The following is a 25,366-nucleotide window of genomic DNA, read 5'->3' as shown; positions in this document are numbered from 1 at the left end:
GGGGTATTCGTCGGAGGGTTCCTCCAGCACTGCGACCAGCCGCGCCATCCGGCTCTGTTCCACGAAAGCGGGCAGCTTCCTGCCGCTGCGCAAGGCTTTGATGTCGTGCACCGGGTTCCGCGCCACGACACCTTCACGCATCAGGTAGCGGAAGAAAGAACGCAAGGTGGATATTTTCCGGTTCACGCTGCCGACAGCGATGCCTGCCTCCACTTCGCGCATCACCCAACTCCGGACATCTTCCCGCCGCACGGCCGCCGGGTCGAAGCCTCCGGTCTCCTCGCCGCTCTCCTGCATATAAGCCTCGAAGCCGCGCAGATCGCGGGTATAGATATCGACAGTGGAGGCCGAGCAGCGCCGCTCGGCCTCCATGTAACGTCCGAATTTTTCAATGTAGTCGGTCATACTGTCCGATCGCTTTGCGCCCCGCTCAGGTGGAGGCCGCATCCTTTGTCGATATTGCGCCAGCTTTCCCTAATAACATTCCAATGCATCGAAGTTGTCGCCCGGATCGAAATCCGGCCCGGCTGCGGCATGGCGCGGAATCACTCCTCGCCGCCGCCCGCCGTTTTCTTCGATCTGCCGTTCCCGCCACTCCGCGAACGCCTTTTGCCTGCCCGCGAACGGGATTTTGCGCCCCCGCCGCGTGAAGAGCCGCCCCGTGCCGCACGCCGGGCTTCACTGGCCGAAGCCCCGAGTTCCCCGCCGGAAATCGGCGTCTCCGGCAGCCGATCCAACCGCCGCGTAAGGAAATCGATCATCCCCACCATCTCGAAATCCAACTGTTTGCGGCTCAAGTCCGCCCGCTTGACCCGAATCCGCACCTCGTCGCCCAGCGTGAACCGCCGGCCCGTCGTATGCCCCACCACCGCGTAATTCTCCGCATCGAAAGCATAATAATCGTCGGTCATGTCCCGCAAGGCCACCATCCCCTCGATCTTATTTTCGGAGAGCTCCACATAGATTCCCCAGTCGGTAACGCCCGAGATCGAGCCGTCGAATTCCTGCCCGAGCTTGTCCTCCATGAATTCGACCATCTTGTATTTGATCGACGCCCGTTCCGCCTCCGTCGCACGGATTTCCATGGCCGTCGAGTGGTCGCACAGTTTTTCGTAAGTCTCCTTATCCTCTGACTTGCCGCCGTCCAAGTAGTGTTGCAGCAGCCGGTGCACCATCATGTCCGGATAGCGCCGGATCGGCGAGGTGAAATGGGTGTAGTAGTCGAACGCCAGTCCATAGTGCCCGATATTGGTCGTCGAGTAGACCGCCTTGGCCATCGACCGGATTGCCAGCGTCGAGATCAGGTTCTCCTCCTTTTTCCCCTTGATCGCCGTGAGCAGCCGCGTCATCTCCTTCGCCACCGCTTTCCCCTTTTCGGCCTTGAAATTGTAGCCGAACCGCGTGATGAACGATTTGAAGTTGGCTAATTTCTCCTCGTTCGGTTTGTCGTGGATCCGGTAGACGAACGTCCGTTCCGTCCGTTGTCCCCGCCGTTTGTGCCCGATGAACTCCGCCACCTTGCGGTTGGCCAGCAGCATGAACTCTTCGATCAGCTGGTTCGAGTCCTTGATCTCTTTGAAATAGACGCTCAGCGGCTTCCCGTTTTCGTCCAGCACGAATTTCGCCTCGTCCCGCTCGAAGCCGATCGAACCCTTGCGGAACCGTTCCGCCCGCAGCTTCTTCGCCAGCCGGTCTAAAGTCAGGACGGCATCTTTCAAAGGCTCAGCCGTGTCGGTGCCTTCGATCACAGCCTGCGCCTCCTCGTACGTGAACCGCCGATCCGACAAGATCACCGCCCGCCCGAACCACTCGTTCAGCACCTGCGCCTCGTCGTCCAGTTCAAAAATCGCCGAAAAGGTAAGTTTTTCCTCATTGGGCCGCAGTGAGCAGAGGTCGTTGGAGAGTTTCTCCGGCAGCATCGGCACGGTGCGATCCACCAAATAAACCGACGTAGCCCGCTCCACCGCTTCGGTGTCGATGGCGTCGCCCGGCCGCACGTAGTGCGTCACATCCGCGATATGAATCCCCACTTCCCAGTTCCCGTTTTCGAGCCGCCGGATCGAGAGCGCGTCGTCGAAGTCTTTGGCGTCCGCCGGGTCGATCGTGAAAGTGGTCACCCCCCGCATATCCCGCCGCCGTTTGATTTCGGTCTTCGTAATCCCCGCCTTGATCTTGTTCGCCGCCCGTTCGAGCTCTTCCGGGAAGTGGTACGGCAGGTCGTATTCGGCCAGAATCGCGTGCATCTCGGTGTTGTTGTCCCCCGAATCGCCCAGCACGTCGATCACTTCTCCTGTCGGATTCTTCGCCGTCTCCGGCCATTCGGCAATCCGCACGACCACTTTCTGCCCGTTCTCCGCCCCGTTCACCGACCGCAGCGGCACGAAAATATCGGCCGGCATGGTTCGCGAGTCGATGATGACGAATGCGTATTTCTCCGAAATCTCGATCCGTCCGACGAAAGTCCGTTTCCCCTCTTCGAGCGTTTCGACCACTTCGCCTTCGATCCGTCCGTCGCGCCGCCGCCCGACGATCGCCACCCGCACCCGGTCGCCGTGCATCGCATGGTGGGTATTGCGCGGTTCGACGATGATGTCTTTTTCGCCCTCCGCCGCGTCGTCCACGATGATATAGGCCATGCCGCTGGCGGTCATATCCACCTTCCCGGTCTTGGTCGGCAGCTGTTTGCGCACCAACCGGTACTGTCCCGCCCCCACTTTTTCAAATACTCCCTCGGCTGCCATCGCGCGCATCAGGTCGTGCACCATTTTCCGCCCGTCGTTGCCCTGCACGCCGATCTGCTTGGCGGCCATTTTGGAGTCGTAAATGCGCGAGGGGTGATCGGCGAACGCTTCGAACAGCATCCGTTTGATCTCCCTGACGGCCACTTCCGGAATGTTCGGACGCTCTTCGCCCGCGTTGGCCGTCTCGTTCCCTGCCGCCTGTGCGGAGCTGCGTTTCGTCAGCCCCAACTTCTTTTTCAGTTTCTTCAGCATCTAATTACTCTGCTTATTCTTCGGTTATCGGGTTCAAAGATAGTGATTTATTCACCGGGCGGGGAAAACGCGAAACGAAATTTCCGAAAAACGTCTGTTTTCGCAGCGTATTTCAGAGCTGGGCTGCTGAGGGGGGAGAAGAAAAGCGGGATTTTCGGGCCGATCCTATAAATTCCGCCCGAAATCTTTTCAAAACGACAGGAATCCATTACTTTTGCAAATCTTGTTTATTTTAATAACCATTCATTATGGAAAACAACAACACTGCACCGAGCATCCATTCCAGTGATGCGTTTGAATGTTACAAACAATTTTGGACGAATTACGCCAATTTCTCGGGCCGGGCGCGCCGCAGCGAATTTTGGTGGCCGATGCTCTTCAACTTCGTTTTAGGTTGCATCCCGTTCGTCGGATGGCTTGTGATGCTTGCTGCGCTGGTTCCGAATCTCGCTGTAGCTTCGCGCCGGCTGCATGACACCGGCCGGGCTTTCGGGTGGTATTTCATCCTGTTCATTCCGTTGGTCGGCGCCATCCTTTATATCATCTGGACGGCAACGGATAGCGAACAAGGCGAAAACCGCTTCGGTGCCAATCCGAAATACAATGCGTAAGGTTTGACCGTTCTTTCCGGACGGCCTCCTTTTTTATGAAAAATCACACCTCCGGCCCGGAACATTCGGGTCGGAGGTGTGATTTTTCGATTTCACTTATTATATCTAATTTTACCGGTCTCACAATAGCCGACCGTCCGCGACGGGCTGCCGACTGGGTAAAAAGGAATAAAGATGAAACTTTGCAGGCGGGCTTCGGAGCTCGCAGGATTCCAGGGCACGGTCGGATTCGTGCCTACGATGGGCGCTTTGCACGAAGGGCACCTGTCGCTCGTGAAAAAGTGTCGCGAAACTTGCGATACGGCGGTGGTCAGTATCTTCGTCAATCCCACGCAGTTCAACGACCCGAAAGACCTCGCGAATTATCCCCGCACGGAGGAGGCCGATCTCGCGCTGCTCGATGCGGCGGGGGTCGATTTCGTTTTTGCGCCGTCGGTCGAGGAGGTCTATCCGACGCCGGACACGCGGGTGTTTGACTTCGGGGGGCTGGATCGTGTCATGGAGGGCGAACACCGGCCGGGACATTTCAACGGGGTGGGGCAGGTGGTCTCGCGCCTGTTCGAGATCGTCAAACCCGACCGGGCGTTCTTCGGCGAAAAGGATTTCCAGCAATTGGCGATCATCCGCTATATGGTGGCGCAATTGGGCTTGCCGATCGAGATCGTGGGGTGTCCGATCGTCCGGGATGCGGACGGGTTGGCGCGCTCTTCGCGCAATACGCTCCTCTCGCCGGAGCACCGTGCGGCGGCTCCGCATATTTACGCAGTTCTTTCGGATGCTGCCACCTCTTTGCGTGGCCGAGTGTCGGTTGCCGAGGCTAAGCGGATCATCGCGGAGCGGATCGATGCGAATCCGCTGCTCGAAACAGAGTATGTCGAAATCGCTTCGGCTTCCACGCTGCAACCGGTCTCGGAATGGGGCGCGGCTCGGGGCGATTTGCGCTGCTTCGTGGCGGTGCATGCGGGCGATATCCGGCTGATCGACAATGTGGCTATTTGAATAACGGTAGGTTTTATTGTACGTGTTCGGGAGGGTACTGTTCTCTTTGTGAACAAAGAGAACCAGAAAAACTTTTTGAGATGCTAACGCATCTCTTGAGCCTGCCGGATACCCTTGTCTTCGATTTGTCGGGGTGCGGGGAAGCGGGCCGACCTCATGAGGTTTATCCCTTATCGGCCCGCTTCCCGCGCCCCGAACCAATGTAAAGAAAGAGGACTGCGGAGCGTAAGGAGTAGCGCAGCTATCTGAAAGTCTTTTGGGTACCTTTTCTTCAGAAAAGGTACGGTCCCATCCGGCACGGTGCAAAATAAACCGTAGGTTTATTTTCGGGTCGGACGTCTGAGATGCCGCTTGGCACTCGATCCGCAGCCGTTGGCTGTTTTATTGGCCGCCTCTACCCCAAAGCCCCGCTGGCTCCGGCTGACAACAGGTATTTCGGTGAAAGCACAAAAATTCCCCCGAAGCGTCGTGTTTTGCCTTGAGGGGGCCGCGCAGAACGACCGGCTTTCGACAGGGCGAAACCGATTTCCGGTGACTTCTTTGCTTACTTTGACCTGCAGTCTTCCTCGCGCTGCCTCGGCATAGGCCGCAAGCGGTCTCTGCTCTCGGTACGCTGCTCGGTTCTTGGTCACCCAAGAAAGGAAGTGCCCCCGCGGCATGAGCGGATCGAAAAAAAACTTTCCCGGCGAGGGAATACCTGAACAGCAGAATAACTCTCGGCCAACAGAGCCTAACCGGCATGAGCGAAACTAAGAAAAGCCCGCCAGATCGAGGCGATAAAAAAACTACCTTTGCCGACAGAACTTATCAGGAAAAACGGATGAAACTTTGGCAGAAAAACAGCAACGACACCGCAGAAGTAGACCGGTTCACCGTCGGCTGCGACCGTGAGATGGACATGTATATTGCCCAGGCCGACGTGCTGGGGTCGCTGGCCCATACCCGGATGCTCGCAGCGATCGGGCTGCTTACGGCGGAAGAGCTGGCCGATGTGCAGCGCGAACTCAAAGCCATCTATCACGAGATGGAAGCGGGGAATTTCCGGATCGAAGACGACGTGGAAGACATCCATTCGCAAGTCGAGCTGCTGCTCACGCGACGGATCGGAGACACCGGGAAAAAAATACACAGCGGACGCTCGCGGAACGACCAGGTGCTGGTCGACCTGCGGATCTATCTGCGGCACGAGATCTACCGGATCGTACAAGAAGTCGAAAAGCTGTTCCGGACGCTGCAACGGCTGGCCGAACAACACAAAGGGGTGCTGATGCCCGGGTACACCCACCTGCAAATCGCCATGCCGTCGAGCTTCGGGCTGTGGTTCGGAGCGTTTGCCGAGGGGTTGGCCGACGATCTGACAATGATGGAGGCAGCCTACCGGGTCTGCAACCGGAACCCGCTGGGATCGGCGGCGGGATACGGATCGTCGTTCCCGCTCGACAGAGAAATGACCACCCGACTGCTGGGATTCGATACGATGGCCTACAACGTGGTCTACGCCCAGATGGGGCGCGGAAAGACCGAACGGATTCTGGCGCAGGCGATGGCGGCGGTGGCGGCGACGCTCAACAAGTTAGCCACGGACAATTGCCTGTTCCTGTCGCAGAACTTCGCCTTCATCGCTTATCCGCCGGAACTGACGACGGGGTCGAGCATCATGCCGCACAAGAAGAATCCGGACGTGTGGGAGGTGATGCGGAGCCGATGCAACCGGCTGCTCGCGCTGCCGAACGAGATTTCGATGATGACGACCAACCTGCCGACGGGCTATTTCCGGGATTTGCAGCTCTTGAAAGAGGTGCTTTTCCCGGCCATTCAGACGCTTAAAGAGTGCATCGGCATGGCGGACTATATGTTTCGGCATATCGAGGTGAAGACCGACATTCTGAACGATCCGAAATACGACTACCTGTTCAGTGTCGAGGTGGTCAACAAGCTGGTTTTGAGCGGAGTGCCGTTTCGTGAAGCTTATCGGCGGGTGGGACTGGAGATCGAAAACGGCACCTATCGGCCGGACCGCGAGGTGCACCATACGCATGCGGGGAGTATCGGGAATCTGTGCCTGGAGCGTGTGGATGCGTTGATGGAGAGCGTGCTGAAACGGTTCGACTTCGACCGCTTTCTCCGGGCCGAAGAGGAACTGGTGCGGTAGCGGCGCGCGTCGTTTCCGACAAAAGGCTGTCGAAAAAATTTGGCGGATTGGAAAAGAGTGCTTACCTTTGCAATCCGTATCCGGGAAAATCTTTCTATTGCAGAGGATAAGGAGCGGAATGGCCCTTTCGTCTATCGGTTAGGACACAAGATTTTCATTCTTGGAAGAGGGGTTCGATTCCCCTAGGGGCTACGAATAGTAAAACACAGAGATTTTAAAACGTAATGGCAAATCACAAGTCATCCAAAAAACGGATTCGTCAGACTGAAACTCGGCGGTTGCGCAATCGCTACTATCATAAAACTGCGCGCAATGCGGTGAAGGCTCTGCGCAACACGACGGACAAGGCGGCGGCTGAGGCGCTTCTGCCGAAGGTGGTGTCGATGCTGGACAAGCTGGCGAAGAAAAATATCATTCACGACAATAAGGCGGCGAATCTGAAGAGTTCGTTGCAGCTCAAGGTGAACGCGCTTTAGGGTTGCCTCTTTTTTTTGGGGGGGCTCTTATCGTATCAAAGAGCGGTAGAATGTTTTGATTTTGAGAGAGGGCGTCTACCTTTTGGTTAGGAATTGTCGTTCTCTCGCGTAATGCCCGGATGGCGGAATTGGTAGACGCGTTGGTCTCAAACACCAATGGAGCGATCCGTGCCGGTTCGATCCCGGCTCCGGGTACGCAGAAAATCGCTAACAGTTAGATAACTAACTCGTTAGCGATTTTTGTTTTGCCGATTTTCCCCACATTTTCCCCACACGTGCAAAAATATCCCGTACTTTTGTATATTAATAAGACGCATTAATTTGTAATGCCATGTTGTCTAACTGCCGTTCGAATTTATCGATGTTCTTGTGGGCTATATCTAACAAACCGACGGCTTCTTTGGCTATGCCAACCCCCGTTTTTATGGATGCGATATCGCAATAACCAATTTCGGCGTTGAATTTATCTATCAAAAATTGTTCGATCGGAGTTATTTCACGTTGTTCTTCGCGCAACTCTTTTTGTAACTCCTCGATCTGGTCATTATAATATTTGCGAATATCTGAAATCTCGATCGCGTCTTTGATTTTTGTACCAAGCAATAAACTTTTTGCAACACCTTTTACAATATCGCTTTTGGCTAAATCGATAACTGCGGCAACAGCATCTTCTGTAGACAACTCGGTTAATTTTTTACAAGATGGCATATCCTTTATCCGGATTGCATTTTGTGCAATATTCCGAAGCCGCATCAACATATCGAATATTTGAATTGTGCCTGCTTTCGCAATGTCGATGTTATCTGTATGCGCGAACGTCTCAACAAATCGTTTGCAGCGGGAAGCACCTTGCATTTCCGTGACAAAACATTTTTTGAGCATATCGATCGTTTCTCGACAATAAGCCCTGAATAAGGCTATTATTTGTACGTTGTTGGAAGCATTCTTTAAACTGTATTTTTTACATAGACTCTCAATTTGAGCAACGGCGTTTTCCTTGTCTTTGACAACGAATATCCCTCGTGGGTTCATATCGGTCTGATTTATTTAGTATTGGTTTATTGTGTATAACGGTTTTGGTCCCTAATTTATGGTAGAGTTCTATTATCGTTTCTTTGAGATATGTGTAAGATTGCGGTGCGCAAATATGATCGCTCAAGTCGGTTAGCGGTTTCGGGGACAACAACTCGTGCACTGCCTTGAATTTAATCGCATAAGAATCTTGACAATTCGCAAAATAGTGCATAAAGTAATCTTCGGATATTCCTGAATGATTTTTTGTCTTGTCCCAAACCTCCTTTGGGGTTCCTTTGATGACCGAATCAATTTCGATAAAGGCGACAATCATTTTGATCGGAGCCGTTGCATATACGACAATATATCGTATATCCGTAGGAATACGTTTGCGATATTCGTATCGCTTCTCCCCAGAGAGTATTTTTTCAATATGACTTGGGTGAATGGATAATATGATTGTGTCAGTTTTCATGTATCAATGCTGAATATTGTTCGTTACTAATCTGTCGTATGCTTTGTATATATCCTTTTATACCAGCATCAACGATACTTTGATTGGATATTTCTTTATTGAGTGCTTTATACCGAAATAGGATAACTAAAGTTCTTTTCTTCAAAATATTTTGTATGTCTGAATATTTATATACCGTTCTTTTGACAATTGCAGGAAATACCTCGTCGATGTTTTCTGAAAACTGAATATCTTCAACGATTCCCATACATTGTATGGATTTTCGGTCTTTGCTTCGATAAAAAAGGATAATATCTCCTTTGCGAATCGTTTTGATTTTGGAGTGGCACAAATATGCTTTTTTGATCGTATTGCCTTGACAAGAATACAACGATTGATCTTTTTCGAACAAAGTGCCTTTCATGTTGCTGAAATCCGGGAATAGATCTTCGTGAAATTGCGGTTGAATGGGAATGATGAATTTCTGAACAGATTTATTATCCCGAAAATAGGGATAATATTTTATCAAGGATTCCAAACTGTTGCAGTCGTCATCCTTTAATTTCATCGGTTTGATATAAACGTCGTCCTTGCTATATTTGCCAAGAAAGGAAAAACCATAGTCAGTACACAAACCTACGAGTGTTTTCTGTTCTTCTCCAAACGTATGTAAGTAAACCCAATCCAAATCGTTCTTTACACAGTAATCGAATGCGATATATAAAAGGCGTTCGCCCAATTTCTTTCCACGAGCCTTTGGATCGACCTTAAACGTACAGAGTTTCAAAATGCGTCCGGGAATAATTTCTCCGTTATCAGTCAGTCGGGCATCCTGCTCGTGTTTGTAGATGCAGATTGCGACGATGTTGCCGTTCCCGTCTTCGATACACCAACATTTCCGCTTGTCTGTGGCACATTCCTGAAACCATTTGTCAAAACCGTCATACGACTGCCGTAAAGATTCGAAGAATGGCTGATTTTTATCTATTTCATATAGAAAACGCTCTTTTACACCGGTGTACCCGAAAGAAAATGGAGTAGACGTGTACCGCTGGAGTAAAAGTAAAAATTGCTCCAACCGATATACTTTATCCTGCAATCCGATTTTTGAGGCTTTCCGGAGAATGCCTTCGTCGTTCGTAACAAGAAGGTGCACTGCGCCCCGATACAAAGCGAACAAAACGTTATTATCTACTCTGTCGTTATCGTTGGATTGCGACAAACCGAGTTCGTGACACTCTTGATCGGAAAGAATCGGAGGATTCTCTATCTGTGAATATTGCTTTAACCGAGATAATACGATCGTTCGTCTTTCTTGATTTTTATCTCGTTTAATATCCTCAAACTGCATAGGATGAATATACAGACAGTGATGCTGCTCTGCGGAGAGTTTCCGCAGTTCGGCGAAAGACGAATCAAGTGTTTTGCTCGTGTCTTCCAGTGGAATGATAATGTTTGTATCTAATAGTATATTCATCCGAGATATTTTCTGTTGACTTACGGTTTAATTAATGATATTGCCATATTTATTAGTTTTGCTTCTTCGCTTTTATTTTCAATCGACTTTTTAAAGTCAACCAGAATCCGATAATTATTAAGACAATACCAGGAGAGGCATTGATCAATCTGGATGTAAAACCTGACGCTTCTACTATCCACTCTATTGAACCCGAAAATCCAAGTATTGTTAAAACTATTCCTGCAACCAAACATCCGATACCCCCAATAAGGCTCAGTAGAACAATGATAAATTCATAATGCAGAGCCTGCATGCCGAATTGAGTATTTGCCACCGATGGGTCAATATCCATGGCACAACCACCAAACATCAATACAGCCACACAAATTAAGATAATCGTTATGATTCGATTTTTCATATTCATTTACATTACACTTAATCTTTGCAAAAGTTCCTTGATAGTAACCGCCCCATCCATCTGCTGCTTGTCGAAGACCATGAAATAGCGGTAGTGTTCGCCGGACTTGTTCGCCCAAGTCTTGCTCAGTTCAAGTTTGGTTCGGCTGTCGGAGTTATCCCGGTCATCGCCTTTCGTTTCGAGGAGAACGGTAATGCCGCTTTTCAGTTGGACAATAAAGTCGGGATAGTGATTGATATAGCCGTTTATACAGAAACCCGTGCGGCTTGGATTCCTGTGCCAGAACAGTACATTCTCCAAATCGGCGACTGCATTTATAACGTCATACTCGAAACCGTTAATCGACTCCTCCTCCGTATAGAGCCCTTTTGCCAATCCGATGGACTTTGTTTTCACCGTTATACGTTCCGGCAAACGGTATGCAGGCTGACATTTTATCTGCCCGGTATCGAGCCACTCCTTAAATTTCTTTTCTTGATAGGCAGACAGCAGCGACTCTATTTTTTGACGAATGGTATTTCTCGTCTGCCATTCATTGGCATACAAATCTTCTAATTGCTCGGAATCGACACCCTCGATAGCCTTTTGGATATAGCAGGCAATCTGCGGCTCGGAGATTTCGTCGAAGCGGATATTCTTTGCCAACATCTCTGCCAGTTGTATCTGTTTGCTTTCAGGCGACAGGGTTGCAAAATGCTGTTTGATAACGGATAATTGGTTGACTGTCAGGTTTCTTCTCGTAACGGCATATTCCTCTCCGCTTGATTTTTCCAAATCCACACGCACAGCCTCGCTTTCGGCTTGGGTAAAGTCGATATTGTGGTCGCACTTGTCCAGGTCAAACCCTTCGGCAAGCATCGTCTTATCCAATGAAACATACTCGCTGCCGGCGAATAGTAAATTCGGCGTTATCTTTTTCACGAACTGGGGCAATACCAACTCTTTTGCCGACGAAGCAAAAGTATCTTTCATCGGATATGTATTTATCATATCTTTAATATCATTCGGAATGTTATTGTCTGTCTGCTGCGCCGCCTGCTGCCGGTAGTTTTCGTTCTCCTGCCGGGCAAAGGCTTCCAATGCCGCTGTCCCCGTATTTACAGCAGGTGTTGCAATAGTTGCTTTGATTGCTTCGGCATCTATCGGTTCGTCGCCTTCGTCGGTCGCCGCAGTTTCTGGTGCCTCCTGTGCCGGCGCGTCGTCGCTGCCAAACAAATCCAGACCCGGTTGTTTTGTCGGAACAGGTGTAGCAACTTCTGCCGGAGTTTCGGCTACCCGATAATCCTTTTTGCTGAAACCGGCACGGTTCAGCCCCTCGATGATGTTCTCCACCGTATTCCGAAAATCATTGGACGAGGTGAATACATACGACAAGTCGAGCAACTCCTCCCGGTGCTTGGTCGTATAGGGCAGCCGCAGCACACGACCCAGTATCTGCTCGACATCCACGCGCGAGGTCTTGTTTGCCAGTGACGCCAGAATATAGGCGAACGGACAATCCCAGCCCTCTTTCAGCGCATTGACCGTAATGATGTAGCGCACCGGACAATCGCGGCTTAACAGGTCGGTATTTTTGATTTCGTCCTTGTTCGCCGTTTTGATTTTGATTTGTTCTTCGGGGATGCCGATTTCGATAAGTTTGTTTTTGATTTTGTCGAACGTAATATGGTCGTCGTCGGTTTTCGGCTGGGCTTGGAACAGCACAATCGGACGGATGTACCGGCCGCCTCCCGCCTCCATTGCGACTGCCTTCTGCTCCAAACTGCGCTGCATCTGTATCGCGCTCGAAATAACATCATTCGTCGAGCGGTGATTATACACGATAACCGGCAGCTTCACCATATTCGCCCGCTTGAGTTTTATGGCATCCACAAAACTGATGATGTTGCTCTTTTTGCGAGGCGTCGCCGTCAGGTCGAGGATAAAACACGGGTTGATTGTTTTCAGCATATCCACACGCAGATTCGCCTCGAAGTTGTGGCTTTCGTCGATGATGACGACCGGATTCAGATACGACAGAACCTGAATCAACCCGGTTTCGTCCGACCCCTCCACGCGCTTGGTCATCGTGTCGTACAATTCGGCATAGGCCGCCAGATTCTCGTTTTCGCGGTAAACGCGCCGCCCATCCTTGTTGTTGGCCGCGAACGACTGCACGCTCAATACGAAAATAGTCAACTGTTCGCGAATCTCCGTCGGACTTATGCCGTGCCCGAACAGCGCCGACTCCTTGTCTACTACACGCACCGCATTCCCGAAGTGGCTGTCGATTTTCTGCCGGTAGGGGTGCGACGGGTCGTTCAAATTCTTGTAGGTCTGCTTCAAGATTGTGTCCGACGGAACGAACCACGCCACGACTTTCGGTTTTTCGGAGGGCAGATGCCTAAATATCGTATTCAGCGCATTGCAGGCGATAAAGGTCTTGCCGCCGGCAGTCGGCACCTTCACCGTTACGTGCGGCACACCCGCAATGCTGTTGTCGTAGGGATGCAGATAGTAGTTATCAAACGACGAAATCAAAACGCCTTTGTCTTCCCAAAACTTATGGAAAGCGGTGTCGGGGCGGTTGTATTTCTCGACATACCCGATATATGCATCCAAATCGGCGATTACCTCTTTTTGATATTGTTTCAGTTCCATAAAGTCAGAATCGTTTGATGTCGCACGGAATCTTTTTGAACATAATATTTCGGGCTGCCAGCACTTGCTGTGGAACGGTGCAGATATCGGCATAAATAACATACTGCTCGGCTTGCTCCGTTATGATGTTCAACGTATCGATACTGAGCGTCGTAAGGCAGTCGCGCTCGTAGTAGAAATAGTAGCCCGTCGCATTGTAGGTGTCCAACAGATATTTCGCAGTCTCGGTGTGTTCACGCTCCAAATGCTGCTTGGTCTCGGTGTAGTAAATGTATTCACGAATTTTATCCTCTCCTATATTTTCGTTGAGGTTTTTATCATCGTTGAACATCGGCTCGCCCAACTCGTAGTAGTCGAACGCGCCGCCCGTGCCGGCAACGGCGTTTTTGCCCTCGCCGTAACCCCGCATCACACGACGCACCCGCTCGGCGGTAATATCCTCGGCATAATCCTCCATCTCAACAAGGATAAACTTGCGATTGCCGCCGTCTTTCTTGTTCAGATTCAGCACCGCATGGGCGGTCGTTCCCGAACCGGCAAAAGAGTCGAGGATAATATCATCGGGGTTGCATAAAAAGTTGATGATATACTCGATTAACGAAACATCTTTGGGATAGTCGAACACACTTCGTCCATCGAATATAGCGGACAAAACCTTTCCTGCCTCCTCTGTCGTATTTACTCCAACTTCTGAATCTATCAGATTAGGCGGGACTTCCGGGTCGTATTTTTGTTTTTTATAAGATAAAACAAGTCTGTTCGAGCAATTTATAATCGTATTTTGCGCAAGTTCGTTTTCCAACTTCTCTTGTAACCATATAAATTTATTCTCGAATTCGACTTCATTCGCATTTACCCCATTCGTTACAATCAAATCATTTAACAACTTATTAGGGAACTTGTCAGTTCCGTATATACCCGCAGGAATAGTCCTATCTGCCCCCTTAACATGAATGCTCCCTGCTGGAAATTTTAAGGTTTTCGATGAATTTTGGGGCTTTGTCATAGGGTCATCGCTGCCACTAACCTTTTGAACACCTCTATATTTAGTATTGTTTTTCTGTTTTTCGTAGCAAAAACATACTCATGTTCTTTTTGATTTTATAAGAAAGATTGGGCGGCGTTGCCGACTTGAACCAATGCCATTGGCCTATAAAATTGTTTACCCCGAATATTTCATCGCAAAGCAATTTCAGATTTGCGAGTTCGTTGTCGTCGATTGAAATAAATATCGCTCCGTCCTCCGCCAGCAACTTATGCAGCAGTTTCAAGCGCGGATACATCATGCAGAGCCACTTGTCATGACGACTCAAATCCTCGCCCTGCTTGCCCACGACTTCGCCTAACCATTTCTTGATTTTCGGGTCGTTCACGTTGTCGTTGTACACCCACTTTTCGTTACCCGTGTTGTACGGCGGATCGATATAGATGCACTTCACGCGACCTTCATACTCGGGCAGCAGCGATTTCAACGCCTCCCAATTGTCGCCGTGTATGATTTTGTTGCCGCTTCCCGTCGGCGTCCGGTCGCCGTCATCCTCCGCCCGAAACCCGTATTTGTGTTCCAGTACCCGATACGGTACTTCCTGATGATGATTGACAACCTTATCTTTCCCTATCCAAGTCAGTGTCGGCATATATTTATGCTTTAAGAAGTTCTGTTGCTTTCGTTATACATTCGTCGTAAACTTTTATTAAAGTTGAATAGCCTTTTACAAGTCTGTTCTTAGCAGAAATTTGAGACTTTTCTATGTTTGGAATATTCAATAAAGCCTCTCTACCCTGAGTAGTCGTATCCTTTGCTGAAATCTGAGATTGAATCAAATTATTTAATGCTTTCCGATTTTCGTCTTTTATATTTTGATTCGTATCAAAACATTGCTGCATCTTAATGGCCTCCTCAATGGCTGCTTTAAAATGTTCTGCTAATTTAGGTGCATTATGATCAATAGCATGAGACATTTGATCCATGTCTTTTGCAAATCCAATCATGATTCCTCGAACTTGAGAGGCGTTGGGTCTTTGGATATTTAATGAATTCAATTGTTTGGTTCGAGCTTGAACTTTCTCGTTTAATTGATTCGTTTCACTCGTTAATATGCTCATTGTTTGACAAAATAAAGCAATGTGATTATCGAAAGCCTCTCGATAATCTAATAATCCAAGTTCTTCGCCTTCTTCCATGGAGGTATCTATGCGAATAAGAGCAGTAGTGTTTTGCCCAAAAGTCGCCATTTTAGCAAGAAATTCGGCTTTTTGTCTATTCCATACTACCGTTTTAGGGCAAGATCCTTGTCTCTCCAAAAACTCATCCCGCAGTTCATCCAATCTGTCTGCATCATCTATTTTTGCACATAAATTCGCTCTATATAACCAGCCGATAGATTCGAATGATACATTATGCAGAAGCAATGGTTTGACATTTTTATCCAAAGCCCACGCTGCTCCCATTTCGTTGAGACACACCTCGCTCTTGCGATAATTGTCCGAAATCATAAAAAAGACAAAATCGCAATCTGCAAGATTATCTTTGATATATTGAGGAATATTGCCTCCCGTCGGCACACCGGTTTCCGGCGCAGAGGTGTAGGCAATATCTGCGTCCAAAATACCGAGTCCTGCATTCAGGATTATATTCTTGAACAAATCGACAATATCTTTGTCTTCCGAAGAGTGACTTATAAATACCTTTACCATATTATTTACTACTATCAATCAAATCTTTCGGGTTTACTTGAAGAATCTTTGCTATTTCGAACAGCATCTCCAAACTCGGTTGACGACGGTTGCATACATAGGAATTAACTACGCTGAAACTTTTGCCGAGTTTTTCGGCCAGCCAAGTCTGTTTAATGCCCTTTTCCGTCAGCACTTCTTTTATACGATTCATACGAAACAGTATTTCTGTTATATTTTGCGATAAAGATATGAAAAAATCTGCGATAATAAAAATCTTACACACTAAATGCATACTATAAAAGCGAAACATCAAGATCAACTTTATTCCCGGTGTTCGGCCCAGTAGTTCAGCACATCACGGATGGACAGGACGTTGTTGTGATATTTGTCGATGATGTTCTGTGGGAGTTCGAATGCCGGTTCGTCGCGGTACTTGAACCACCAGCGAACCCCTGCGTTGTCCGGGTAAATGGTGCAGTTGTTCTTGCGGCGGAAGGCTTCGTCGCCGGCCTTCGTCCGAAGGTAGAAATAGAGCGTATCGTCTTTCGCCTCTTTCACCTGTTCGCGCAGTCGGCGTATCTCCTCCTCCAACTCGGCAATGATAGTCTGTTCACGTTTGACATCGACGAAATTTATCGCATGCCACTCGCCCGTGCGGAAATAGTGGTCGATGCGTGCAATCATCTCCTTGTTTGTTTCGGCCAACGGATGCAAGCCCTCGATGTTCGTGCGGTGCGCCAGCTGGTTGAAATTAATTTGCAGTCCGCGGCTCACCTCCGATGCGCGGCGCCACATCGCGCGGTCGTCGTCCGAGACCGCCGTCTTCAACTCTTTGCCGAGCGCAGCCTCGCGTATAAAGACCGCCGGCGACATATTCGCCGCGTGTGCTTTGCACTTTATTTCTGACAGTTCCTCCTTCGAGAACTGTATCTCTTTGTGGCAGGTGCGCCGCCCGTTATCCAATGCTTTCATCGCTTGAAAAATCTTTTTCGGGTTTTGTTCTTCTTTTCGTCGTCGTCCTCTTTCGAGCCTCCGCCGCCACCTGCGGTGTGAACAACAGTCGGCTGGATAAGTAGCTCCATCATTGCCGTAGCGATGCCCGACGGCGCAGCAGTCTCTGTCCAGTCGCTGCCGGTCGGCGCGTCAGCCGAAGATGTATCGTTCATCGTATAAGTGGTTGCCGGTCGTGCCGATTCCGAAGCGGCAGATTGCGTCGCCTTCGGCTGTGCGGTTTCCTGTGGAGCCTGCTGCGTCCTATTGTCGGTTGCTACCATCGCCCGGTTGCGTCCATCGACGCTATCTTCACATATTTGCCGATATAAGAGGTCTTGACCGCGCTGCCGTCGGCGAGTGTCAGGTTGATGACCAAATGGAAGTGCGGGTTCTTGTGGTTTTGGTCGTGATGGCGCACAACAATATACTGGTCGAATCGAAAGCCGTATGCCTCCATATGGCGCATCCACTCACGGACGATTGCCTGTCCGTCGCGCTCCATCAGTTCGCGGTCGCGCAGATGGAACGACATTGGAATATGGAGCAACTTGGTCTTGGCCTGCGGGCGCAGGGCACTCTGGGTCTCGAACTCGCGGGCGATGCTCTCTGCGCCGCGCATCGAGAAGATACCTTTGGACAGAATGATTTCGGCGCGCTTCTTCGGGTTTAGAACATAATTGATTGTCGCGGCTATGTTGCGGCTGGTATGTATCTTCGTTATCATTGTTGCTGTGTTAAGAGGTTAATGGAGGGTGGGCAGTTCAACAGGTCGAGATACGTGGACGTATGCAGACACCGCTTGCCCACCCCTACCATAATAGCCCCCCCAAAGGGATTAGAAGTGGTCATCGCCCGGCGCGTCGCCGTGCGTCGTGCGGCTGGGGTCTGCCACTCGCTGTTGAATGCGTTGAATTGTTGAGATGCCACGCAATGTCCACGAGCAGAGTTTACTGCCGCCTCACTTTTTCTCAACAGCGTGCTGGCTAAAAGAGAAAACAGGTCGAGAGGTGCAGCCGGGTGCGATGTTGCGGACGGTTGAGCAGCACCTCGTCCACAACGATAAGCAGTTTGCCTGCCCAGTCGGAGTTGAACTGACTGCGGAAGTCGTCGTTGGTGTTGAAGGTAACATTGTCCTCGAAAATTGCTTTAAGAAAGTTCAGGAACGTACTCTTGCCCGTATTGCGTTCCTCCGACACCAACAACAGTATGGGCAGCTTCTCGACAGGTCGCATGTAGAGCAGTTGCAGGTAGTCCATGCCCAACTCGTATTGTCCGCCAAAGATGTGGCGCACCAGCGACTCGATGTGCGGGAACGGTCCCTCGGCGGGAACGTGGTCGATAGGTTCATAGAGGTTGAAAAAGTTGTCAATCTCTTCTCGGTAGTCCGTGTGGCTCGGCACGGTGCAGAAGCCGTCGTACTTGGGAATGTCGGCAATGAAGTTCTTGCCGTGGTCTTGGCGCAGCGTCTCGACGCTCCAGGAATGCGTTTGCGCACCGATCCGCCGCAAAGCTGCGGCTGGTTCACCATCTTGTAGTAGGTCGTACCTACTCACTCTTTGTCTTGGTTATCCGAAATTCTGGTTCTCATTCCGAGAATCCTGCGCACATCGGCATTGCGGTACATCACTTTCGCACCCCCACCCACACCGATTTGAGATAGTTGCGCTTGTCCCAGTGCCACAGCGTCGCATACGGTTGCACATTCGCTTGACCTCCTCTTTCGTCAGCAGGCTGTCGTCCTGCGACGAGGATATCGCGACAGCCACCTCGCCGACCGCGCGGTTAATCAATCCTCCGAAAACTGACGGAGGTTTTCGCCGGGAACCTCCAACTTGATGTTGGCGCCGCCGGTTGTCAGGCCTGTTCGTTCTGGTAGCATGATGAACAAAAAGCCACCGCCCCGATTCGGGCGATGGCACAAAAGCATAGTGAATTTTCGCTGAAATTCAAGGATTTGCAATACGATTCGTACGGCGAATCCAGAACCGTACTAATCGTACCCGAATTTTTGTAAAAAGGGTTTAACTGCTACTCCGCGTCGGTGAAGTAGCAGATGATTTCATCGATGAGGATGCGGTCTTCCCCAATATCCTTTTGCAGCTTACCCGTGCGTGCATTCGTATCCAGCAGGAATTTGTAGCAGCGCTGAATCCCCGTGAAGGATTTGCCGTTTATCTCCTCCACGAAAGCATCGTACTCATCGGGATGACTATTCATCCACGACCGTATCTCCTGCTTGAATCGCTCGAAATCTTCCCGTGCCATAACTTAAATCTAATACAAGCATCCGAACTCCCACAGCGGAATCCGGCAGCCGCTGCCGGTCTCGATGTCGTCCAATGCGAGGTAACTGTTCGGCAGGTCGGCAATTTGATCGAAGGTCTTGCGGCTGCCGCCCACCTCGAACAGATACTTCCCGTCGGCCATAAAATCGCCCTGCTTGGGCATTGTCAAGGTCGATACCGCCCCCACTTGATTGGCGAAGAAAGTCTCACGCAGCGTACCCTCCGATATCTTGCCCGACAAGGCGTACATCAAATTGGTATTGTTCAGATATATCTTCTTCGGGCCGGTCAGATGTTTGTAATCTTTCACTTTGTCCGTCAGCAGCCAGAGAAGTGCCGCACGATCGAGCAGATAGAGCATTTTCAGCGTCTGGTCGCGGGTCGATTCCATCTCGGCAGACAACTTGTTGATATTGGGTTCAAGCGGCACATTCTCGGCAATGACCATCAACAACTTCTTAATCTTTAATATGGTCGTATAGGTAATCTCCTCCACTGAAGGAATATCGCTGTCGATGACAAGTTGTGCAACCTCGGCAACACGCATCAGATAATCCTCACCCGATTCTTTATAATAGGGATAATAGCCGCTGCGCAGGTAAGCGTCGAAGTGTTTTAACACCTTTATTTTCGACGTAACTGCCATCGCACACTTCGTATGGCCGGAAAGCAAATCTTCCAACGAAATAGCGGAAACAGATGCGATACCTTCATATTCGAGATACTCACGGAACGACAGCCCGTTGAGCGTATAGAGCGACTGGCGGCGCGACAGGTCGGTTTTGGAATTGTCTATAGCCAGCATCGCCGACCCTGTGTACACGATATTCAAATCGGGATAACTGTCATAGAAGTTTTTAAGCAGTTGTGTCCAATTCTTATACTTGTGCACTTCGTCGAAATAGATATTTACGACACCGTGCGTATAGAGGAATTCGACCAACTCTTCCAGACTGTGTGTGTTGAACCACATATTGTCCAACGACACATACAGCACCTCGTCGAGATTGGCGAAAGTCTCTTTGATATGCTGCAGCAGCAGCGTTGTCTTGCCGACGCCGCGTGCGCCTTTGATGCCTATCAGCCGTACATCCTAGTTTATCCGGCCATACAAATAGCGTTTGAACCGCAAGTTTGTTGCGACGAGTTTGCGGTGAAACGCATTAACTAACGGTTGAATATCTGCGTAGTCCATACAAGTCTGTTTTACAAATCCCTCTGCAAACATACTGAAACACTTTTGCAAAAGTGGATTTCGTGCTATATTTCACTTTTTTAAAAGCGTTCTTATGCTGGCGTGTTGTTATCAATATTTGCCGAGCAACCATTTCCATGCCGGTACAACATGAATTGTCTTACCGTTTCTCTCAAAAGAACGCTCCTCGTCAATCGTTATGATTGTCAGCTTGTCGCATTCGGTTGCTTTCGAGGCTTCCAAAATGCCATTGATTTCCCGCTCTCTTGTATTGTCGTCCGACATATCCCAAGTGACCTGTATCAGTTCATCGATATGTTCATTCCGCTGAACGACAAAATCGCATTCTGCGGACTCCTGAAAATAAAAAATGCGGTCAGCCGGGTTCAGATTGCGGTTCAGATGCAGAAATACGGTATTTTCCAACAGTTTGCCGTTATCATCGCTCTGCGGGAGCAGCACGGCGCTGCGCAATCCGTTGTCGATACAGTAATATTTTTTCTGCGACCTCTGTTCTTTTGCTAAAGAGCGTTCATATTTGGGTATGCGGATAAACATAAAGACATCACAAACATATCCCGCCCATTTGTATAGTTCGTCTTTATTGATTTTAAGCCCCTGCGATTTAATATCATTGTATATCGACAATATAGAGGTCGGTTTTGTCAGATTTGCCATGATACGTTTAACGAAATATCGAAGCACCGGTAAATTCGCTATCCCATAGTGTTCGGCAACATCTTTCAGCAGCATCGTGTCGAAATAGCCGTTCAGCAATTGCAGTTTCTCTGTTGCCGACTCGGTCAGCACAACTTCGGGAAATGAACTCTCACGATTGAACTCCATGAAGGTGTTTCTGACTCGCGCCTTCTCCTGCTCGAGGTAACCGTTTGCATTGATGCCTTTGAAACGACAAAATTCATTAAACGAAAGTGGGTAGGTTTTATATTCAAGCGGATAACCTCTCAATGCTGTATTCAATTCAGTTGAGAGCATAGTAGCGTTACTGCCGCTTATGTAGATATTCTTACAATAGCTTTTATATACCCGTAAAACAAAATATTCCCACCCTCCGATGATTTGGATCTCATCAAGGAACATATGCACCTCCTTGATGGGTATATCCGGGTACATCTCCATATAAGAAGCTATAACCTCGTCCAAATCATCAGAGGTCATATTTTTCAAACGCTCATCGTCAAAACCTATCCACAAAATATTTTGTACCGGCACACCTGTTTTGAGCAATTCATTGATTGCTATCATCATCAATGTGGATTTACCGCATCTTCGCACACCGGGGATAGTGATTATTTTTTTTCGGTTTACGGGCAGCTCATTATCCCTGTGTATAATATCGAACGGCATCTCGTGCTGTTTGAGTGCAATCAACGACTTAATGGTATCCTTTCTCATAATCTGTCCAACGTTTTTACAATGCAAAGATACAAAGTTTCCTTAAATATCGGAAACTATTTGCAAAAGTTTCCCGTTTTTGCGGAAATACCTCTGCGATATTTATCGTGTATTTTATCAATTCTTACACCTCCGATGGTCTTTTGAGTCGCATTTTCAATGAAATTGACGCTACGATAACAAATTTACCAACTCTCTCTTCATTTCTTCGTCAATTTCTCGATAACGCGCGAAAGCACGGCTGCCCTCCTTATGACTGCTCAATGCTCCGACTAAATTCGGGTCCTTCACCTGTTTGTACAAGTTTCCTACAAATGTGCGTCTGGCGAGGTGCGATGATGCAATCTCATACAGCACTTTTTTCTCTTCTTCGCGGGTCGTTGGGTTGATGACCGTAACCAAACGTTTCAACCCGGCAGCTTTGAAAATCCGTTTGATGGACACATTGTATTTCTGTTCTGATATGAACGGCAACAATCTATCTCCTTCACATCGCTTGTATCGCTCCACGATTTCCAATGCCATGTCGTTGAGAGGGACACGCACGGTCAAGGGTCGCCCCTCTTTCGTTTTGCGGGGGATATATTCGACCGCACCATTGATAATGCAACTCTTGGTCATTTTGATTAAATCTCCGACACGACAGCCTATCAAACATTGAAAAACGAATATGTCGCGCTGTATGGCAAGTTGCGGATGTCGGCTCAGATTGGTGCGGTAAATCTTGTTCCGTTCATCAATCGTAATGTAGTAAGGCGTGCCATAGGTACACTCTTCGAGCGGAAAATCGTCGAACGGTGTGTTCGTCGTTCGTTTGTTGTCCTTGCACCAGTAGAAAAAGGTGCGGATGCGTGAAAAACAATCGAGCAGCGTGTTCCTGCCGCGAGGCTGCGGCGTCCGCGCTTCGGGAATCGACTCGTATATGGCGGGATATTCTTTGCAGTAGACATATTCGTTCTCGAAGAAATCCCAAATGTCGCGCAGCATATCGGAGGTAACGTCATCGACATTCAGCACAAATTTTTTCTGCCCGCGCTTCGTCGCCCGCACATAGAGTTCATATCGCTGCAATCCCCGCTTTACCACGCGGTAATTCTTCTTGCGCACCTCCGAAAGGTTGTGCTTTTCCAAAAACTCGTCGAAAAGTACAATCAATGACGGTTTGACGACCTCCTCATCGATCTGATATTTTTTCGGATTGTAGTATTTATCCAGCGTTATCTTCAACCAATCCTTTTCGGGTTGGTCTTCGACACTTTGATACTCCTTTTCAATAAAACTTTTAAGCCGACGTGTCTCCTCGTTGTAGAATGTACGTTGATCCATATCATAGACCACCTTGCTTTTGACCTGCTCCGCCTTGTCATCCCAATAATTGGGATTGATGGTCAGCTTGGTCGGAGCAATCATATCGATCTTTCTGCCATCACGCAACCTAGCATAAATCGTCGCCTGCGAATCGGTGTCATACCGTTTGACGTTCTTTTTGACAATAAGTGAAACTTTCATACTGCCTCCGTGATTTTCCTGCTACAAAGGCAATATAATTTTCCTCACATTTTCCCCACCGATGCTAAAAATCTTGCAATAGGATTAAATTCGCCTAAATATTGATTTTGTATAACATATTAATTTAACAGATATTTTATTTGCATTTGCTTTCATCTGATATTTAACTCGAATCAATCATTTTTATAATTTCAAATGCGGCTCCGGGTACTTTTAAAGACCTCAAATGATTGTTAATAAATTATTTGAGGTCTTTGTTTTTGTCTGTCGTGGCTGCAACTTGTCTGCATTTTTAATAAAGTAGGCTAATGGACAGATCGGGTGATGAGCGTCGGGGGCGATAGTTTTTGGAAAGATACTATCGATAAGTTTCATTCTATGTCCCCCAGTTAGTCCGCTGTGTGCACAGTTTGGTTTTGGTGTCCGAAAAGATTCCTTCCAGTCCGTTGTTCGTGCTTGGGAGACCGATGTTCGGATGGTCGTAGAAGGCACATAGCAGCGGCATATTCCGCAGGGCGCCGTTTGCAGACGTATGCGGGAATATGGGCGGGGTATCGTAAAAAAAGCGCCTCGGCGGTATGTGTACCGCCGAGGCGCTTTCGGCAAAAAGGAGTGCATCGGCTCTGAAGTCCTTCGGCCGGCCGATGAAAGTGGTGGAATAGCACAGGCAAAAATCCCCGTTTCTGTTCGACCGACACCAACAGGGCCTCGCGGCACCCCTTTTTAGTTGTCAGTTCCGTATGTTTATTTTTCGGTTTTCTCGCTTTTGCGGGGCGAGGCCGGAATTTCCCGATAGCCTCCCGGAGCCAGCGGTGCCGCTCGGCACTCGAACCGGGGAGTTTGTTTTGCCTAATTCTCCCTTCGGGGGTGGCTCCGGGCTGGCCGCTTCGCGGAGAAAGACAGTTCAGCAGTGATCTCCCTATGTCGGGCCGCAGCCTCCCGCAGCGGAGGCCCGCAATTTCTCTTCGTTCATTGCGCTCCCCGCCGGCTGCGACCCGAGACATACAGGTAAAACTCCGGTTCGGAGAACCGCGCGGGCCGGTGCCGCTCGGACGCGAAAGAACTTTTGGCTGTGATCTTCCGATGACAGGCCGGAGCCCCCGGCTGCGGAGGCCTGCAACTCGCGGGGCTCGTTTGCACCTCCGCTGGCTCCGGCCAATCAAGGGTAGTTCCAGCCCGGATCGAGTGCCGAGCGGCACCGGGTCGGGCGCCCGGGAGAGAACGCAACGAGCACTGTCGAGTTGCGGGCCTCCCGTGGGGGAGGCGTCCGGCCCGCCCGGTTCTGCGAACCGGATTTTCTCCGGCACGCGGGATGAGTACAGCTTCGGGGCGCAGCCGGCGGAGACGCAAAATCGCGAGAGCGATCTATTTTGCGGGCCTCCGCGGGGGGAGGCTGCGGCCCGCCCGCTGACGCGGAATATTTTTCCGCACCAGAGCGGAGACGGGCTGCCTTTTGTACCCCAAAGCGGAGAGAAATCCGGTTCGGAGAACCGGGCGGGCTCTTATTCCGTCTTTGCAGCCGCTTAGGCCGCGGGGGCCCTTACTTTTTGGTATGCCCCAAAAAGTAAGCAAAAAGCGCATCAAAGGGGGCCAGCCCCCTTTGCCAACCCCCGTAGCGGTGCCCGTAAATCCCGCGTAGCGGGCGGGCCGGACGCCGCCCAACGGGAGGCCCGCAACACGCCGCTTACGCGTCGAAAATTGCGGCCACTCCCGGGCGCCGACCCGCCTTGCAACAAAGAACTATACTTTGTCCTCACTCCGCTCAAACAACCGAATCGTTATTCCTGAATACAACGTACAGGAAAGGCGTGGGCACGATTGTGTTGACCAGATGGATACACTACAGAAGTGTGAAAGCCCAAACCATGAGCATGTTGGCTTGGTGGGGTATCTGGTGACGATGATAAACTATATCCATCCATACCCCAACCTAGTACCTCACCATTCATATCGCGACGGTAACTCGTAGCCGGATACCATGCTTTCACACCACCGCCCGAGGTCGGAGCATAGAGCCGCCCGTTCTGCGAGTGCCGCGTGAATGCCGGGGTTCCCGAGGCGGTTTGCTTTGTA

General features: G+C 49.8%; 22 protein-coding genes, 2 tRNA genes and 1 pseudogene. 6 read left to right on the top strand and 19 right to left on the bottom strand.

Features of this window, described 5'->3' with window-relative positions; genetic code table 11:
• Both Q0Z93_RS04175 and rnr read right to left on the bottom strand, forming a co-directional pair.
• Positions 1–405 (bottom strand): site-specific integrase (locus Q0Z93_RS04175; protein WP_298062906.1); only part of this gene is annotated, 405 nt, incomplete at its 3' end.
• A 140-nt stretch (positions 406–545) separates the two neighbouring features.
• Entirely contained in the window at positions 546–2,993 is a 2,448-nt protein-coding gene (rnr, locus tag Q0Z93_RS04170; RefSeq protein ID WP_298062903.1) for a ribonuclease R, read from the bottom strand.
• A gap of 248 nt (positions 2,994–3,241) precedes the next feature.
• Here rnr and Q0Z93_RS04165 point away from each other — a divergent pair, with 248 nt between their 5' ends.
• The 6 genes from Q0Z93_RS04165 to Q0Z93_RS04140 all read left to right on the top strand — a co-directional run bounded on the left by Q0Z93_RS04165 (position 3,242) and on the right by Q0Z93_RS04140 (position 7,426).
• Positions 3,242–3,604: a DUF805 domain-containing protein gene (locus Q0Z93_RS04165; RefSeq protein WP_298062901.1), complete on the top strand. Its 363-nt coding sequence runs from the start codon at positions 3,242–3,244 to the stop codon at positions 3,602–3,604.
• 174 nt (positions 3,605–3,778) lie between these two features.
• Positions 3,779–4,603 carry a pantoate--beta-alanine ligase gene (gene panC / locus Q0Z93_RS04160; protein ID WP_298062899.1) on the top strand — a complete coding sequence of 275 codons (825 nt, stop codon included), beginning with the start codon at positions 3,779–3,781 and terminating at the stop codon, positions 4,601–4,603.
• An 820-nt stretch (positions 4,604–5,423) separates the two neighbouring features.
• Positions 5,424–6,755: an argininosuccinate lyase gene (gene argH, locus Q0Z93_RS04155; RefSeq protein WP_298062897.1), complete on the top strand. Its 1,332-nt coding sequence runs from the start codon at positions 5,424–5,426 to the stop codon at positions 6,753–6,755.
• Positions 6,756–6,875: 120 nt separating this feature from the next.
• A tRNA-Glu gene (locus Q0Z93_RS04150) sits at positions 6,876–6,947 on the top strand.
• 32 nt (positions 6,948–6,979) lie between these two features.
• Positions 6,980–7,231 carry a 30S ribosomal protein S20 gene (gene rpsT, locus Q0Z93_RS04145; RefSeq protein ID WP_298062895.1) on the top strand — a complete coding sequence of 84 codons (252 nt, stop codon included), beginning with the start codon at positions 6,980–6,982 and terminating at the stop codon, positions 7,229–7,231.
• Between the two features lie 113 nt (positions 7,232–7,344).
• Positions 7,345–7,426, top strand: a tRNA-Leu gene (locus Q0Z93_RS04140).
• Positions 7,427–7,534: 108 nt separating this feature from the next.
• Here the strand turns inward: Q0Z93_RS04140 and Q0Z93_RS04135 are convergent.
• The 17 genes and pseudogenes from Q0Z93_RS04135 to Q0Z93_RS04055 form a co-directional block, all read right to left on the bottom strand.
• On the bottom strand, positions 7,535–8,263 hold the full coding sequence (locus tag Q0Z93_RS04135; RefSeq protein ID WP_298062893.1) for a hypothetical protein: 729 nt from the start codon (positions 8,261–8,263) through the stop codon (positions 7,535–7,537).
• A complete protein-coding gene (locus tag Q0Z93_RS04130) occupies positions 8,205–8,720 on the bottom strand; it encodes an ASCH domain-containing protein (protein ID WP_298062891.1) in 516 nt (171 codons plus the stop codon). Before Q0Z93_RS04130 ends, Q0Z93_RS04135 begins: the two co-directional genes overlap by 59 nt.
• On the bottom strand, positions 8,710–10,176 hold the full coding sequence (locus tag Q0Z93_RS04125) for a GNAT family N-acetyltransferase (protein ID WP_298062889.1): 1,467 nt from the start codon (positions 10,174–10,176) through the stop codon (positions 8,710–8,712). The genes Q0Z93_RS04130 and Q0Z93_RS04125 overlap by 11 nt, the downstream gene beginning before the upstream one ends.
• Positions 10,177–10,228: 52 nt before the next feature.
• A complete protein-coding gene (locus Q0Z93_RS04120) occupies positions 10,229–10,576 on the bottom strand; it encodes a hypothetical protein (RefSeq protein WP_298062887.1) in 348 nt (115 codons plus the stop codon).
• 6 nt (positions 10,577–10,582) lie between these two features.
• Entirely contained in the window at positions 10,583–13,216 is a 2,634-nt protein-coding gene (locus Q0Z93_RS04115) for a DEAD/DEAH box helicase family protein (RefSeq protein ID WP_298062885.1), read from the bottom strand.
• Positions 13,217–13,220: 4 nt separating this feature from the next.
• The gene (locus Q0Z93_RS04110; RefSeq protein WP_298062884.1) at positions 13,221–14,222 is read right to left on the bottom strand and encodes a DNA methyltransferase; all 1,002 of its coding nucleotides are present in this window, start codon (positions 14,220–14,222) and stop codon (positions 13,221–13,223) included.
• A gap of 40 nt (positions 14,223–14,262) precedes the next feature.
• Positions 14,263–14,853, bottom strand: a complete 591-nt coding sequence (locus tag Q0Z93_RS04105; RefSeq protein ID WP_298062882.1) for a site-specific DNA-methyltransferase — start codon at positions 14,851–14,853, stop codon at positions 14,263–14,265.
• A gap of 4 nt (positions 14,854–14,857) precedes the next feature.
• The gene (locus Q0Z93_RS04100) at positions 14,858–15,913 is read right to left on the bottom strand and encodes a toll/interleukin-1 receptor domain-containing protein (protein ID WP_298062880.1); all 1,056 of its coding nucleotides are present in this window, start codon (positions 15,911–15,913) and stop codon (positions 14,858–14,860) included.
• A 1-nt stretch (position 15,914) separates the two neighbouring features.
• Positions 15,915–16,106: a helix-turn-helix transcriptional regulator gene (locus Q0Z93_RS04095; protein WP_298062877.1), complete on the bottom strand. Its 192-nt coding sequence runs from the start codon at positions 16,104–16,106 to the stop codon at positions 15,915–15,917.
• A gap of 110 nt (positions 16,107–16,216) precedes the next feature.
• Positions 16,217–16,867 (bottom strand): hypothetical protein, encoded by a 651-nt coding sequence (locus Q0Z93_RS04090; RefSeq protein ID WP_298062875.1) that lies wholly within the window; start codon positions 16,865–16,867, stop codon positions 16,217–16,219.
• Entirely contained in the window at positions 16,864–17,169 is a 306-nt protein-coding gene (locus Q0Z93_RS04085) for a hypothetical protein (protein ID WP_298062873.1), read from the bottom strand. Before Q0Z93_RS04085 ends, Q0Z93_RS04090 begins: the two co-directional genes overlap by 4 nt.
• On the bottom strand, positions 17,163–17,612 hold the full coding sequence (locus Q0Z93_RS04080; RefSeq protein WP_298062871.1) for a relaxase/mobilization nuclease domain-containing protein: 450 nt from the start codon (positions 17,610–17,612) through the stop codon (positions 17,163–17,165). The genes Q0Z93_RS04085 and Q0Z93_RS04080 overlap by 7 nt, the downstream gene beginning before the upstream one ends.
• Before the next feature lie 307 nt (positions 17,613–17,919).
• Positions 17,920–18,416 (bottom strand): annotated as a pseudogene (locus Q0Z93_RS04075) (primase-helicase family protein); the annotation flags it as partial.
• Positions 18,417–18,916: 500 nt separating this feature from the next.
• Entirely contained in the window at positions 18,917–19,153 is a 237-nt protein-coding gene (locus Q0Z93_RS04070) for a DUF6043 family protein (RefSeq protein WP_298062870.1), read from the bottom strand.
• Between the two features lie 9 nt (positions 19,154–19,162).
• Positions 19,163–20,248: an AAA family ATPase gene (locus tag Q0Z93_RS04065; RefSeq protein WP_298062908.1), complete on the bottom strand. Its 1,086-nt coding sequence runs from the start codon at positions 20,246–20,248 to the stop codon at positions 19,163–19,165.
• A gap of 231 nt (positions 20,249–20,479) precedes the next feature.
• On the bottom strand, positions 20,480–21,784 hold the full coding sequence (locus tag Q0Z93_RS04060; protein ID WP_298062868.1) for an ATP-binding protein: 1,305 nt from the start codon (positions 21,782–21,784) through the stop codon (positions 20,480–20,482).
• A gap of 171 nt (positions 21,785–21,955) precedes the next feature.
• Positions 21,956–23,293: a phage integrase SAM-like domain-containing protein gene (locus Q0Z93_RS04055; protein ID WP_298062852.1), complete on the bottom strand. Its 1,338-nt coding sequence runs from the start codon at positions 23,291–23,293 to the stop codon at positions 21,956–21,958.
• Positions 23,294–25,366: the final 2,073 nt, after the last annotated feature.

It is taken from the genome of uncultured Rikenella sp., assembly GCF_947628055.1.
Lineage (GTDB): Bacteria > Bacteroidota > Bacteroidia > Bacteroidales > Rikenellaceae > Rikenella.
The sequence above is the reverse complement of the archived record's forward strand: the minus strand, read 5'-3'. Positions and strand labels throughout refer to the sequence as shown.